13 protein-coding genes are annotated in these 13,205 nt (G+C 70.0%); 9 read left to right on the top strand and 4 right to left on the bottom strand.

The window, feature by feature from the left end; all coding sequences use genetic code 11:
* A complete protein-coding gene (locus V1457_RS26985) occupies positions 1–657 on the bottom strand; it encodes a TetR family transcriptional regulator (RefSeq protein WP_338597766.1) in 657 nt (218 codons plus the stop codon).
* Positions 658–761: 104 nt separating this feature from the next.
* Between V1457_RS26985 and V1457_RS26980 the strand changes: the two genes are divergently transcribed.
* Genes V1457_RS26980 through V1457_RS26965 form a run of 4 tightly spaced genes read left to right on the top strand, consistent with a single transcriptional unit; the run spans position 762 to position 5,099 of the window.
* Positions 762–1,724 carry an alpha/beta hydrolase gene (locus V1457_RS26980; protein ID WP_338597764.1) on the top strand — a complete coding sequence of 321 codons (963 nt, stop codon included), beginning with the start codon at positions 762–764 and terminating at the stop codon, positions 1,722–1,724.
* Positions 1,721–2,905: an LLM class flavin-dependent oxidoreductase gene (locus V1457_RS26975; protein ID WP_338597762.1), complete on the top strand. Its 1,185-nt coding sequence runs from the start codon at positions 1,721–1,723 to the stop codon at positions 2,903–2,905. Before V1457_RS26980 ends, V1457_RS26975 begins: the two co-directional genes overlap by 4 nt.
* Positions 2,905–3,933 (top strand): zinc-binding dehydrogenase, encoded by a 1,029-nt coding sequence (locus V1457_RS26970; protein WP_338597760.1) that lies wholly within the window; start codon positions 2,905–2,907, stop codon positions 3,931–3,933. Before V1457_RS26975 ends, V1457_RS26970 begins: the two co-directional genes overlap by 1 nt.
* Positions 3,933–5,099, top strand: coding sequence for an acyl-CoA dehydrogenase family protein (locus V1457_RS26965; RefSeq protein WP_338597758.1), 1,167 nt, complete (start codon positions 3,933–3,935; stop codon positions 5,097–5,099). The genes V1457_RS26970 and V1457_RS26965 overlap by 1 nt, the downstream gene beginning before the upstream one ends.
* 230 nt (positions 5,100–5,329) lie before the next feature.
* Here the strand turns inward: V1457_RS26965 and V1457_RS26960 are convergent, their stop codons facing one another.
* Complete coding sequence (locus V1457_RS26960; RefSeq protein WP_200071617.1) at positions 5,330–5,752, bottom strand: nuclear transport factor 2 family protein; 423 nt, start codon at positions 5,750–5,752, stop codon at positions 5,330–5,332.
* 237 nt (positions 5,753–5,989) lie between these two features.
* Between V1457_RS26960 and V1457_RS26955 the strand changes: the two genes are divergently transcribed.
* From V1457_RS26955 to V1457_RS26940, 4 genes are all read left to right on the top strand, one after another.
* Positions 5,990–7,195, top strand: a complete 1,206-nt coding sequence (locus V1457_RS26955; protein WP_200071616.1) for a PLP-dependent aspartate aminotransferase family protein — start codon at positions 5,990–5,992, stop codon at positions 7,193–7,195.
* Positions 7,192–8,097, top strand: a complete 906-nt coding sequence (locus V1457_RS26950; RefSeq protein ID WP_338597755.1) for a dihydrodipicolinate synthase family protein — start codon at positions 7,192–7,194, stop codon at positions 8,095–8,097. Before V1457_RS26955 ends, V1457_RS26950 begins: the two co-directional genes overlap by 4 nt.
* Before the next feature lie 89 nt (positions 8,098–8,186).
* Complete coding sequence (locus tag V1457_RS26945; protein WP_338597753.1) at positions 8,187–8,975, top strand: alpha/beta hydrolase; 789 nt, start codon at positions 8,187–8,189, stop codon at positions 8,973–8,975.
* A 68-nt stretch (positions 8,976–9,043) separates the two neighbouring features.
* On the top strand, positions 9,044–10,081 hold the full coding sequence (locus tag V1457_RS26940) for an NAD(P)-dependent alcohol dehydrogenase (protein WP_338597750.1): 1,038 nt from the start codon (positions 9,044–9,046) through the stop codon (positions 10,079–10,081).
* Positions 10,082–10,222: 141 nt separating this feature from the next.
* Here V1457_RS26940 and V1457_RS26935 read toward each other — a convergent pair whose 3' ends face one another.
* On the bottom strand, positions 10,223–11,212 hold the full coding sequence (locus V1457_RS26935; protein ID WP_338597748.1) for an aldo/keto reductase: 990 nt from the start codon (positions 11,210–11,212) through the stop codon (positions 10,223–10,225).
* A 41-nt stretch (positions 11,213–11,253) separates the two neighbouring features.
* Positions 11,254–12,144: an aldo/keto reductase gene (locus tag V1457_RS26930; RefSeq protein WP_338597746.1), complete on the bottom strand. Its 891-nt coding sequence runs from the start codon at positions 12,142–12,144 to the stop codon at positions 11,254–11,256.
* 159 nt (positions 12,145–12,303) lie between these two features.
* Here V1457_RS26930 and V1457_RS26925 point away from each other — a divergent pair, with 159 nt between their 5' ends.
* Entirely contained in the window at positions 12,304–13,188 is an 885-nt protein-coding gene (locus V1457_RS26925; RefSeq protein ID WP_295141255.1) for a helix-turn-helix transcriptional regulator, read from the top strand.
* Positions 13,189–13,205 lie beyond the last annotated feature (17 nt).

Raw genomic sequence — 13,205 nt, 5'->3', positions numbered from 1 at the left:
CTACTTCCGCCTGCGTGCGGAGATGGCCGCGGCGGCATCGCCCATCGCGCCGAACAGCTCCGTGGCGTCCTCGACCAGCTGCTCGCGGCCGACTTCGAGCGCTCCGTCGGTCCAGGCCAGCAGGAGTTCGCTGAAACCGCCGACGAGTATCGAGCCGGTGAGCATCCCGACCTGCTCGCTCGCGGGCGCGTTGCGTCTGGCGCTGTCGGCCTGCACGTACCCGGCGATGCTGAAACCCGTCTCCAAGCGGCGGCGGTTGAGCTTTTCGTTGCCCAGCGCCTCCACGTACAGCACCCGCGCGCGCCGGTGGTCCTCGTCGACGAAGCGCACCGTCGTTTCCACCACAGCCCGCAGAGCCGCCCGCGGATCTTCGCCCACCGCCCGCACAGCAGTGGTGACTTCGGCGTGCAGCTCGGCGACGAGCTGGTCGTACAGGGCCACCACGAGGTCGTCGAGGTCGTCGAAGCTTTCGTAGAAGTAGCGCGGATTCAGCCGCGCGGACTGGCAGATCGCGCGCACCGAGGTGGCCGACCAGCCTTCGGTGCCCAGCAGTTCCAGGGCGGACGCCAGCAGCAGCGAGCGCCGTTCGGCCACCCGGTCGGCGGCGGGGACGCCCGCCCAGCGGGTCGGTTTCGGATGATCGTCGGAGGTTGGCAACGCCCGTAACCTTAACCTAGAGTCTGGAAACGGGCGTTACCAGAATGGCCGTGCGGCCCGCGCCCCGCACGGCCGCCCATTTCCCGCCTGCCGAGGGAGCCGCGATGCCGGAGCGCACAGTCGCTTGCCAGGGTGTTGATCTGCACGTCGTGGAGGAGGGCAGCGGGCCACCGGTGATCTTCGCGCACGGTTTCCCGGAACTCGCCCACTCCTGGCGCCACCAGCTGCCCGCGGTCGCCGCGGCCGGGTATCGGGCGGTGGCGCCCGATCAGCGCGGCTACGGCAAGACCTCGCGGCCGCACCGGATCGAGGACTACGACATCACGCACCTGGTCGGCGATCTCATCGCGCTGCTCGACGACCTCGGCGAGCAGAAGGCGATTTTCGTGGGCCACGACTGGGGATCGATGGTCGCGTGGCACACGGCGCTGCTGCATCCCGACCGCGTCGCGGGAGTGTGCGGGATGAGCGTGCCGTTCCAGCCGCGCACGCCCATTCCGCCGACCGAGGCGATGCGGGCGCGGTTCGCGGGCTCGTTCTTCTACATCCTGTACTTCCAGCAGCCCGGTGTCGCCGACGCCGACCTCGGCGCCGATCCGGAAAAGACGATGCGACGGCTGCTGTCGGGAGTCCACACCGACGTCGACTCCCCGGGTGGTCTGGTCTCCGCCGACGACGGGCGGGGATTCGTGGAGCGCTTCCCGGAACCCGCGGCGCTGCCGGATTGGCTCAGCCAGGCCGAATTCGACTTCTACGCCGCGGAGTTCCGCCGCACCGGCTTCACCGGCGGGCTCAACTGGTACCGCAACTTCGACCGGAACTGGGAACGCACGCCGCAGCTGGAAGGTGCCCGGGTCGAAGTGCCCAGCTTCTTCATCGGCGGCGCCGCAGACCCGGTGCTGGCCGGAGTTTCCCCGTCCACGCAGGAGCAGTGGCTCACCGACCACCGGGGCAACGTGCTCGTCGACGGTGCGGGCCACTGGGTCCAGCAGGAAGCACCGGACGAGGTCAACGCCGTCCTCCTGCGCTTCTTCGAATCCGTCAGACGCGACGAGGTGACCGCATGACCGATGGCAGGCCCCTGAACTTCGGCGTCTTCTACGCGCCCTTCCACCCCGTCGGGCAGGATCCCACGCTGGCACTGGAGTACGACCTGGAACGGGTCGAGGCGCTGGACCGCTTCGGCTTCGACGAGGCGTGGTTCGGCGAGCACCACTCCGGCGGCTACGAGATCATCGCATCGCCGGAGATCTTCATCGCCGCAGCCGCGCAACGCACCCGGCACATCAAGCTGGGCACCGGTGTGGTGTCGTTGCCGTACCACCACCCGTGGCTTCTGGCCGATCGGCTGGTCACCCTGGACCACCTCACCCGCGGCAGGCTGATCTTCGGTGCGGGACCGGGCGCGTTGCCGACCGACGCGCACATCATGGGCATCGATCCGGTCGATCAGCGCCGCATGATGGAGGAATCGCTGGAGACGATCCTCGCCCTGTTCCGCGGCGAGGAGCCGATCGACCGGCGTACCGACTGGTTCGAGCTCAACGAAGGGCGCTTGCAGGTGCGCCCGTACTCGTGGCCGCATCCGGAAGTGGCCGTGGCCGCGATGGTCTCGCCGTCCGGGCCACGGCTTGCGGGCAAGTACGGTGCTTCGCTGCTGTCGTTGTCGATGTCGGCAGCGAGCGAGGGTTTCGCCGCGATCGGCAAGGCCTGGGAGGTCGTCGAGGAGCAGGCGCAACTCGCCGGGCAACCGGCACCGGATCGGTCTACCTGGCGCGTGCTCGGCACGATGCACCTCGCCGAGACCAGGGACCAGGCCATCGAGGACTGCACCTACGGGCTGCCGGAGTTCGCGAACTACTTCGGCGGCGGAGCGGGTTTCGTCCCGCTGGCCGAGAACACCGGCGGCGAGCCGAAGTCGCGCCGCGAATTCGTCGCGGACTACGCCGAATCCGACAGCGTTGTCATCGGAACCCCCGACGACGCCATCGCCTACATCGAGCGCCTGCTGGAGCAGTCCGGCGGCTTCGGGACGTTCCTGCTGCTGGGTCACGACTGGGCCGCGCCGGACCGCACGATCAACTCCTACCGGCTGTTCGCCCAGTACGTCCTGCCGCATTTCAAGGGCCGGTTGGCCGCGCCGCGCGCGGCGCAGCAGTGGGCGGTGGACAAGCGCGATCAGCTCTTCGGCCGCGCGGGCCAGGCGATTGGCAACGCGATCGAGTCGCACGTGCGGGAGAAGGGCTGATGCGCGCCGCCGTGCTCAACGCGGGCCGGATCGCGGTCCGCGACGACGTCGCCGACCCGCGGCCCGGCCCCGGTCAGGTGCTGGCGCGGGTGCGGGCGTGCGGGATCTGCGGTTCCGACCTGCACTTCGCCCGGCACGGCGAGCGGATGCTCGCGCTCGGCAGGGAAATGGACGGTACGGGCGGCTCGGCCGATCTCGTCGAGCTCGACCGCGACGTCTACATGGGACACGAGTTCTCCGCCGAGGTGCTGGAATTCGGCCCGGACACGGAGGAATCCGCGCCGGTCGGCGCGCACGTGACCGCGATGCCGCTGCTCGCGGGTCCGGACGGTATCCAACCGATCGTCTACTCGAACAGCGTCAAAGGGGGCTACGGCGAGCAACTGCTGCTGTCCGCGCAATTGCTGCTCGAAGTCCCCAATGGACTTCCCGCGCACCACGCGGCGCTGACCGAGCCGATGGCGGTCGGGCTGCACGCGGTGAACAAATCCGGGATTCAGCAAGGCGAAGACGCGTTGGTGCTCGGCTGCGGACCGGTCGGGCTGGCGGTGATCGCGGCGCTGCGGGTGCGCGGCATCGAACCGATCGCGGCCGCCGACTTCTCGCCCGCGCGCCGGAACCTGGCCGCGACCATGGGAGCGCACCGGACGGTCGATCCCGGCGAGGAGACACCTTGGGGCACCGGCGATGGCCACCGGCCGCTCGTGGTGTTCGAGGCCGTCGGCGTGCCGGGGATGATCAACGACGTGCTGCGTTCCGCGCCGCGCGGGACGCGGGTGCTCGTGGTCGGCGTGTGCATGGAGGACGACACGATCAGCCCGTTCTTCGGGATCAGCAAGGAGATCAACGTCCAGTTCGCGCTGGGGTACGACCCGGCGGAGTTCGCGCGGTCGCTGCGTTCGATCGCCGAAGGGGAGATCGACGTGGCATCCCTGATCACCGCGCGGATACCGCTCGACGACATCGGCTGGGCCTTCGAAGCCCTCGACCGCCCGGAAGAACACTGCAAGATCATCGTGGAGCCGTGATGACAGACTGGACCGAGGTCGCGACCGGGCTGGCCGCGGAATTCGCCGAAACCGCCGCGGAAACCGACCGAAGTGGACAGTTCCCGGTGCGGAACATCGAGCGCATGAAAGAGGTCGGCTACCTCACCATCGCGGTGCCCGAGCAGTTCGGCGGCGGTGGGGCCGACCTCGCGACCGTCGCCGCGTGCCAGCGGATCCTCGCCGGCGGCTGCGCCTCCACGGCGCTGGCGGTCAACATGCACGTCTTCGGCCTCGGCTCCGCGGCCGAAGGCTGGTACGCCGGAGATCGCGGCGCCGAGCAGCTGTTCCAGATGGTCGCGGGCGGCACGATCGTCGGCGGCAGCCTGACCGATGCGGCCACCGGCCTGAACGTGCGCACCTCGGCGACACCGGCCAAGCCGGTCGACGGCGGCTACGTCATCTCCGGGCGCAAGTCGTTCTGCTCGCTGGCACCGGTGCTGAACTTCTTCTGGGGAACCGCGGCCGATACCGAGACCGGGAATCTGCTGCTGTTCGGCCTGAATCGGGACACGCCGGGCCTGAACTTCGTGGACACCTGGGACACGACGGCGATGCGCGGCACCGGTTCCTGGGACGTGGTCTTCGACGACGTCTTCGTGCCCCATGCGGCCGTGCAGCAGGATTTGGCCGCCAACGACGAAGAACTCGTCTGGGATGCCGCCAGGGAACGCGGATTCTCCTGGTTCGCCTTCACCATCGCCTCGATCTACCTAGGACTGGCCCGCACGGCCGTGCGCTTCTCCTACGACCGCGTCACCAGCCGGACCGTCACCGGTGCTTCGCTGCCGATGGCGCGCCAGCCCGCGCAGGTCTACGGCGCGGCCGAGATCGAACTGCTGCTGCGGCCCGCGGAGGCGCTGGTCGCCGACGGGCTGCATCGCCGCGCCGAGACCGGGGTGCTCAGCCCGGCCGACCTCAACACGATCAAGCACGTGGCCGTGAACGCGGCCGACGAAGCCGTGGACCGCTGCATTCGCATGGTCGGTGGCCAGGGCATTTTCCGGAAGCTGCCGCTGGAGCGGTACTACCGCGACGTGCGCGCGGGCCAGTTCCACCCGCCGAACAACGACGTCGCGCTGGAAACGATCGGCAAGGCCGCGCTGAACATCGATCCCGGCGCCGAGCCGCGCTGGCCAACGGACTGAGCGCCATCCGGGGTGTTCGGAGTGAACGGACCGCTGGTCCGGCTAGATTGGTCAAACGGTCCGTTCACTCGGACCCTGTTCGCGCGGTGCGACACCGGTAGGCCGACGCGCCGAAGCTGCATCCGGAGTGAACGGAACTCCGGTCCCACTGGATTGGTCGAACGGGCCGTTCGCTCAGGGACGTCCGATCGAGCGGGCAGGCCCGCTCCCGGATTCCTGGAGCGGGCCGATCACTCGGCGGGTGCCAAGCCTTCGGCGACGAGTCCGGCGTGGACGGCCTCGCCCAGCGCGGTGACCGCGCTCAACGGCCGGACCATGACGGTGAACTCCGAGATCAGGCCGTCGTCGTCGAGGTGGATCAGGTCGATGCCGTGGATCTGCTTGCCCGCGACGGTCGCCCGGAACACCAGCACGTGCGCGTCGGTGGCGTCGCCCGCATCGGTCTCCGCCGTGCCGCCGAGGTCGCCGACGTAGCGGAACTCCTCGAAGACCCGGTGCATGAGCACGCCGAACACGCCGAGGACCGTGCTGCGGCCCTCGAACGGCCGGAACTTGATCGGGCTGAACATCCGCGGTTCGGCCGCGAACAGCGGCTCCAGCGCGGCGACGTCGCGCTGCTGCACGGCGGTGCGGAAGGTGTCGATGGTGTCCACGCGGGGTCCTCGCTCGTCGGGATGATCAGGTGCGGCGCCGACGATACCTGCGGCGCGCACGACCTCGATCGACGTTCGGCCGCGGGTCCGGATGGCGGGCGCGGTTCCGGAGCCTGCCTTGACCTGGTGATCAGCGTCGAGAACGTGCCTAGGATGGTGTCACGATCAGCAACCGCAGCAGCCGCAAGATCGCAGCCGCGTCGTGCTCTCGCTGCGGTCCGGACGAAAGGAACACGGATGTCCACTCCGGACAGGCACGATCCGTCCACAGTCGACGAGCTGACCTGGGCGGTACACGGCGGCAACTCCTCCGACGCCTTCGGTGCGCTGCGCACTCCGCTGGTGGCGGCGAATTCCTACGTGCTGCCCGAGGACGCCTCGCAACTGAGCTGGTCGGACTCCAGCGAGCTGATCTACGCGCGCAACGGGCACATCAACCAGCGCGCGCTGGAGACCAAGCTCGCCGCGCTGGACGGTGGGGAAGAGGCGGTGGTCTTCGCCAGCGGCGTCGCCGCGCTGCACGCCATGTTCTTCACGCACCTGCGCAGCGGTGATCACGTGGTCGTGTCGGCAGTGGCCTACGAGGCGGTGCACCGGTTGTTCGCCGAGCTGCTGCCGGAGCGCTACGGCATCGAGGCGACGTTCGTGGAATCCACCGACCTCGACGCGGTGCGCGCGGCGATGCGCCCGGACACGCGACTGGTGCACGTCGAGACCATCGCGAATCCGACCACCGCGGTAACCGACATCGCCGCGGTCGCCGAGATCGCGCACGAGGGCGGTGCGCTGCTGAGCGTGGACGGCACGTTCACTCCGCCCCCGCTGTACCGGCCGCTGGCCGACGGCGCGGACGTGGTGATCCACTCGCTGACCAAGTTCATCAACGGCCACGGCGACGCGATGGGCGGCGCGGTGATCGGCTCGCACGAGCTGGTCGGCAAGATCCGCGGCGATGCGGGTGTGGACGTCGGCGGGGTGCTCGCGCCGTTCAACGCATGGTTGATCATGCGGGGTTCGGTCACGCTGCCGCTGCGGCTGCGCCAGCACCTCGCGAACGCGCAGCGGATCGCCGAGTTCCTGGCCGCCGAGCAGCGGATCGCCTTCGTCGCCTATCCCGGGCTGACCGACCATCCGCAGCACGAGCTGGCGAAGCGCCAGTTCGGCGACCGCGGCTACGGTGCGGTGCTTTCCTTCGCGCTGGAAGGCGATTCCGAGGTGCAGAACCGGTTCGTCAACGCACTGCGCGTGATCACGTCCGCGGTCTCGCTCGGGCACGACGAGACGCTGATCGTGCACGTCGCACCCGGCACGCGCGGCGGGGACAAGTACTACCCCGAACCGTTCCAGCGCTACGGGCACCTCCGGCTGGCGGTCGGCCTGGAGGAGCCGGGCGACCTGATCGCCGACATCCGCGCAGCGCTCGACACCGCACTGCCCGCTTGACCAACGGGAGAGTCATGCTCACCGGACTCAGCGCGTTCCCGCTCACCCCCATCACCGACGACGGCGTGGACGAGGAGGCGTTCGCCGCGCTCGTCGGGCGGCTCGCGGCCGCGCGCGTCGACTCGATCACCGCGCTCGGCTCCACCGGTTCCTACCCGTACCTCGACCGCGAGGAACGTGCCCACGTCGCGCGGCTTGCGGTCGAACACGCCGGGAACACCCCGGTGCTCGTCGGAATCGGCGCGCTGCGCACCCGCGGCGTCCTCGAACTCGCGGAGGACGCGCAGGCCGTCGGAGCTTCTGGAGTGCTGCTCGCGCCGGTGTCGTACCAAGCGCTGACCGCGGACGAGGTGTTCGGGCTCTACGAGGACGTCGCGGCCGAGCTGTCGGTGCCGCTCGTGGTCTACGACAACCCGGGCACCACGCACTTCACCTTCACCGACGAGCTCTACGCCCGCGTCGCCGAGCTCCCGAACGTCGCCTCGATCAAGATCCCCGGAGTCCCTGCCGATCCGGGCGACGCCGAGCGGCGCGTGTCGCGGCTCCGCGCGCTGCTGCCCGCGGTGACGATCGGGGTCAGCGGTGATCCGCTCGCCGCGACCGGGCTCAACGCCGGGTGCGACGCCTGGTACTCGGTGCTGGCCGGGACGGTGCCGGAACCTGCGCTGGCGATCACTCGCGCCGCCCGCGGCGGCGCTGCGGCGTCCGCGGCTGCGGAATCGGAGCGGCTTCGACCGCTGTGGGAGTTGTTCGCCCGCCACGGCAGCCTCCGCGTCGTCTCCGCGATCGCCGAGCACCTCGGGCTGGTCGGGCACCCGAACCTGCCCCGCCCGCTGCGCGGTCTTCCCGATGCGGACCGTGCCGCGGTCGCAGCGGTCGTCGACCGGCTTGAGCTGCGCTGAGCAACCGCAGCTCGACGGACGTGGGGCCATCGGCCGGGCTGAGCGCGTGGAGGTTCCGGCGGTTCGCCTGCGCGCGGTAGGCTCCGGCCGTGCAGCATGATCAGATTCGAGGCGCTGACCTGGCGTTTCAGCAGTCCGGCAGCGGTGACTGCGACCTCGTGCTGGTGCACGGCTTCCAGCACGACCACAGGGCGTGGAGCCCGCTGGTCGACCGGCTCGACCAGGAGCGATACCGGTTCACGCGGTTCGACCTGGTCGGCTGCGGCGCGAGCGGACGCCCGGCCACGCCGCAGCGCTGCACGATCGACGAGTACGCCGCCGACCTCACCGCGCTGTGCGACCGGCGCGGCATGGACCGGCCCGTCGTGATCGGGCACAGCCTGGGCGGCGTGATCGCGCTGACCGCCGCCTTGGAAGATCCTGAGCGGTTCGCCGGGATCGTGCTGGTCGCCCCGTCGTCGACCTCCGGCTTCGACTTCCTGCCCGATGAGGCCAGCTTCGAGGCGCTCGCGCATCCGACGCGGGAGCAGCAGCAAGCGTTCGCCCGCGCAGCGTTCCGCCGCCCACCGCCCGAGGAATACCTGCGCGACCTCATCAGCGCGGTCGAATCGGCGTCGCCGGAACACATGGAGGGCGCGGCCCACGCGATGCGGACGTTCACCCGCCAACCGGACCTCGCCGCCCTGGCAGCTCTGCCGACACTGCTGGTCTGCGGTGATCGCGACAAGCACATACCGCTGCGCAACCACCTCGCCACGCAGCAGGCCATCCCGCGCTGCGGTTTGCAGGTGTACTACGACATCGCGCACGTTCCGTTCGTCGAAACCCCCGACACCTGCGCGACCGACATCGAACGATTCCTCGCCACGATTCCGTGACCACCGGTTCGGGCCGGAGTCCGCTACGGTTGTGAAACCGAACATCCTGCTTGCCGGGGGAGTGGGCCATGAGGAGCACCGTGGGCTGGCAAGCCGACGGCGCCGGGACCGCGTTGCGGCGGGTTCCGCTCGCACGACGGGAACTGCGGGACGACGACGTCGCCGTGCGCGTGGACTACTGCGGCGTCTGCCATACCGATCTCCACGCCGTCCGCACCGGCAACGGCGAAGTGCCGGTCGTGCCCGGTCACGAGTTCACGGGAGTGGTGACCGACGTCGGGCGTGCGGTCACCCGATTCGCCGCCGGTGACGGGGTGGCCGTTGGCAACATCGTCGACTCGTGCGACGTATGCGCCATGTGCCGGGAAGGGCAGGAGAACTTCTGCCACGAGTTCCCGACCCTGACCTATGGCGGCACCGACCGCCACGACGGAACCACAACGATGGGGGCCTACTCCCGCGAGTACGTCGTCCGCGACCGCTTCGCCTACCCGCTTCCCACCGGGCTCGATCCCGCGTCCGCGGCTCCATTGCTGTGCGCGGGGATCACCGTCTGGGAGCCGCTGCGGGCCCTCGGTGTCGGGGAAGGCACCCGAGTCGCGGTGGCCGGGCTCGGCGGCCTCGGGCACCTCGCGGTCAAGCTCGCCGTCGCACTCGGGGCGCAGACCACGGTCATCAGCCGATCCGCCGACAAGGCTGACGACGCCCGCCGCCTGGGCGCCCACGACCTGATCGCGTCCACGGACCGACGAGGAATGACCGCGGCTCGGGACAGGTTCGACGTCGTCATCGACACTGTGGCCGTCCCGCACGACGTCGCCCCTTACCTCGGACTCGTGGCCCTGGACGGAACCCTCAGCCACCTCGGACACCTGGGCTCGGTCACCGTGCAGGCCACCGATCTGCTGATAGGACGCAAGAAGCTCAGCTCGGCGGGTAGCGGGGGCCGTCCCGCAACGGCCGCCATGCTCGAGTTCTGCGCCGAGCACGACGTCACCGCGGACATCGAACTCGTCCCCTCAACGCGCGTGCGCGAAGCTCTCGACCGCTTGGCGCGCAACGACGTCCGCTACCGCTTCGTGCTCGACATGGCCGATCTGACGTAGTCCATCGCGGAACACGCGTGCGCGGCCCCGTGCCAAGCTTGGGCACGGGGGCCGGTTTCGCATCACAAACCGGAGAATTTGGGTCTGTACCGCCCGAATCTCCTTCTGTAGCGCGGTTTCCCGACCGCGCCGACCGCGGCCTCACAAGCCGACCATCGACATCCCGGTGGCGTTGTAGCGGTCGCCCTGGACGCCGACCTGGGCGGCGAGGGCGTCGAGGTCGGCCACCTCGTCGGCGGACAGCGCGACCTGCGTGGCCGAGGCGTTCTCGTCGACCCGCTCGCGGCGGCGGGTGCCGGGGATCGGCACGATCCACGGCTGCTGGGCGAGCAGCCAGGCCAGCGCGATCTGGCCGGGCGTGGTCGCCTTCGCTTCGGCGAGGGTTCGGACGTGGGTCACCAGCGCCTCGTTGGCATCGATGTTGTCCGCCTCGAACCGCGGGATCGTGGTGCGGATGTCGCCGGCCGCGAACTCCGTCGAAGCGTTCACGGTGCCGGTGAGGAACCCCTTGCCGAGCGGGCTGAACGGGACGAACCCGATGCCGAGTTCGGCGCACGCGGGCAGCACCTCCGGCTCGGGATCGCGGGTCCACAGCGAGTACTCGCTCTGCACCGCCGTGACGGGGTGCACCGCGTGCGCCCGGCGGATCGTGCCCGCCCCGGCCTCGGAAAGTCCGAAGTGGCCGACCTTGCCCGCGTCCACCAGTTCGCCGACCGCGCCCGCGACGTCCTCGATCGGCACGTCCGGGTCGACGCGGTGCTGGTAGAACAGATCGATCCGGTCGATGCCGAGCCGTTGCAGGGATTCGTCGGCGACCCGCCGGATCTGCTCGGGCCGGGAGTTCGTCCCGTTCATCCGGCCGTCGGTGATGTTCCAGCCGAACTTGGTGGCCAGCACCACCTGCTCGCGAAGCGGTGCCAGCGCTTCGCCGACGAGCTGCTCGTTCACGTACGGGCCGTAGACCTCGGCGGTGTCGATGAAGTCGATGCCCGCTTGCTCGACGGCGTAGCGCAGCACCCCGATCATGTCGTCGCGATCACCGGGGTTGGGCCCGTAGCCCTGCGACATGCCCATGGCGCCGAGACCGACCGCGGACACTTCCAGTCCTTGGCCGAGCGTGCGTGTGTGCACCGGTTTCCTCCTGTGCTGATCTTGCGACGGGCCGAAAGCGCTCAGGCTTCGGGAACGTCGATGGCGAAGTTCTCGCGGTTGATGTCCTCTGGTGCCGGGCCGCCGCGGACACCGGTGTCGAGCGCGTCGATCGCGGCCAGCTGCCCCGCGGTCAGCTCGAAGTCGAACACGTCGAAGTTCTCCGCGATCCGCGACGGCGTCACCGACTTCGGGATGATCTGGCGGCCCTGCTGCAGGTGCCAGCGCAACATCACCTGCGCCGGGGTCTTGCCGTGCGCGGCGGCGATCTCGCCGATCGCGGGATCGGCGAGGGTGCTCTTCCCGTACTCGCCGAAGCCGGGGTAGAAGGTGATGCCGCCGATCGGCGACCAGGCTTGATTGCGGATGCCGCGCTCGTCGTCGTAGGCCAGCAGCTCGGACTGGCGGAAGTACGGGTGCACCTCGATCTGGTTGACCGCGGGCACGACCTGCGTCTCGGCCAGCAGCCGGTCGAGGTGGTGCGGCATGAAGTTCGAGACGCCGATCGCGCGGACCCGGCCGTCGGCGTGGAGCTTCTCCAGCGCGCGGTATGCCTGGACGGTCAGGTCGAACTCGCCGGGCAGCGGCTGGTGCAGGATCAGCAGGTCGAGCCGCTCGGTGCCGAGCTTGCCGGTGGCCTTGTCGAAGGCGTGCAGCGTCTCGTCGTAGCCGAAGTCGTTGATCCAGACCTTGGTCTCCAGGAAGACCTCGTCGCGGTCCAGGCCCGAGCGGCGGACCGCCTCGCCGACCTCCCGCTCGTTGCCGTACGCGGCCGCGGTGTCGATGAGCCGGTAGCCGGTCTCCAGCGCCGCCTGCACGGCCGCGGTGGTCTCTTCCGGCTCTGCTTGGTAGACGCCGAACCCGATGGCGGGCAGCACCACTTCGTTGTTCAGCGTGAGGTTCGGAATCGTCATGTCCTCGACGCTAAGCCCGCCACCACCGGCCCGGCAGTGTCCGCAGAGCCGGGTACCGGCAGTACCCCCGTGCCGCCGGGCGCGGGCTCAAGGGCGTCGCGGGCTCAAGGGGTATTGCCGGACCCTCCCTCCCGCGCGCGAGGTGCTTAACCTGGAGGTATGGGCCAGACGGAGCACCGCGCCGAGGTCCGCGAGTTCCTCAGCTCGCGGCGAGCGCGCATCACCCCCGAGCAGGCGGGGCTGCCCGCCTACGGGGGGAAACGCCGGGTCAAGGGCCTGCGCAGGGAAGAAGTCGCGATGCTCGCGGGCGTGTCCGTCGACTACTACGTGCGCATGGAGCGCGGCAACCTCTCGGGCGCTTCCGAGCCGGTGCTGGACGCGCTGGCCCGCGCCCTGCAGCTCGACGAGGCGGAACGGGACCACCTGTTCGCGCTCGCGCGGGCCTCGGGGCAGAGTCCGAAGCGCCGCCGCGCCTCGCCGACCAGCGTGCGGCCGACCGTTCAGCACGTGCTCGACGCGATCACCGAGGCCCCGGCGTGGGTGCGCAACGCGCGCCACGACATCGTCGCGATGAACCGGCTCGCCCGAGCGCTCTACTCACCGGTCCTGGAAGATCCGCGCCGCCCGGCCAACACCACGCGGTTCGTCTACCTGAACCCGGCCGCCCGCGACTTCTTCGTCGACTGGGACCTGATCGCCAACGACGGCGCGGCGATGCTGCGCCTGGAGGCGGGGCGCAATCCGCACGACAAGGAACTGATCGAGCTGGTCGGCGAGCTGTCCACGCGAAGCGAGGTGTTCCGCCAGCGCTGGGCATCGCACGACGTGCAGTTCCACCGCAGCGGGCAGAAGCGGCTGCACCATCCCGTCGTCGGCCAGCTCGACCTCGACTACGAGTCGATGGAACTGCCCTCCGAACCGGGCCTGACGCTCAACGTCTACACCACGCCGCCGGACACGCCCACCGCCGACGCCCTGAAGATGCTCGCGAGCTGGGCCGCGACTCAGGACCTGGTCGAGGACGCGCCCGGCGAGGACGGCTGAGCGGCGCCCGCTCGGGG

This window comes from Saccharopolyspora sp. SCSIO 74807 (assembly GCF_037023755.1).
GTDB classification, from domain to species: domain Bacteria; phylum Actinomycetota; class Actinomycetes; order Mycobacteriales; family Pseudonocardiaceae; genus Saccharopolyspora_C; species Saccharopolyspora_C galaxeae.
The sequence above is the reverse complement of the archived record's forward strand: the minus strand, read 5'-3'. Positions and strand labels throughout refer to the sequence as shown.

What these genes read in the sequence shown, in the direction of transcription:
- V1457_RS26980 (WP_338597764.1), top strand. Translation starts at nt 762, where the DNA reads ATGCCGGAGCGCACAGTCGCTTGCCAGGGTGTTGATCTGCACGTCGTG.
- V1457_RS26975 (WP_338597762.1), top strand. Translation starts at nt 1,721, where the DNA reads ATGACCGATGGCAGGCCCCTGAACTTCGGCGTCTTCTACGCGCCCTTC.
- V1457_RS26970 (WP_338597760.1), top strand. Translation starts at nt 2,905, where the DNA reads ATGCGCGCCGCCGTGCTCAACGCGGGCCGGATCGCGGTCCGCGACGAC.
- V1457_RS26965 (WP_338597758.1), top strand. Translation starts at nt 3,933, where the DNA reads ATGACAGACTGGACCGAGGTCGCGACCGGGCTGGCCGCGGAATTCGCC.
- V1457_RS26955 (WP_200071616.1), top strand. Translation starts at nt 5,990, where the DNA reads ATGTCCACTCCGGACAGGCACGATCCGTCCACAGTCGACGAGCTGACC.
- V1457_RS26940 (WP_338597750.1), top strand. Translation starts at nt 9,044, where the DNA reads ATGAGGAGCACCGTGGGCTGGCAAGCCGACGGCGCCGGGACCGCGTTG.
- V1457_RS26930 (WP_338597746.1), bottom strand. Translation starts at nt 12,144, where the DNA reads ATGACGATTCCGAACCTCACGCTGAACAACGAAGTGGTGCTGCCCGCC.
- V1457_RS26925 (WP_295141255.1), top strand. Translation starts at nt 12,304, where the DNA reads ATGGGCCAGACGGAGCACCGCGCCGAGGTCCGCGAGTTCCTCAGCTCG.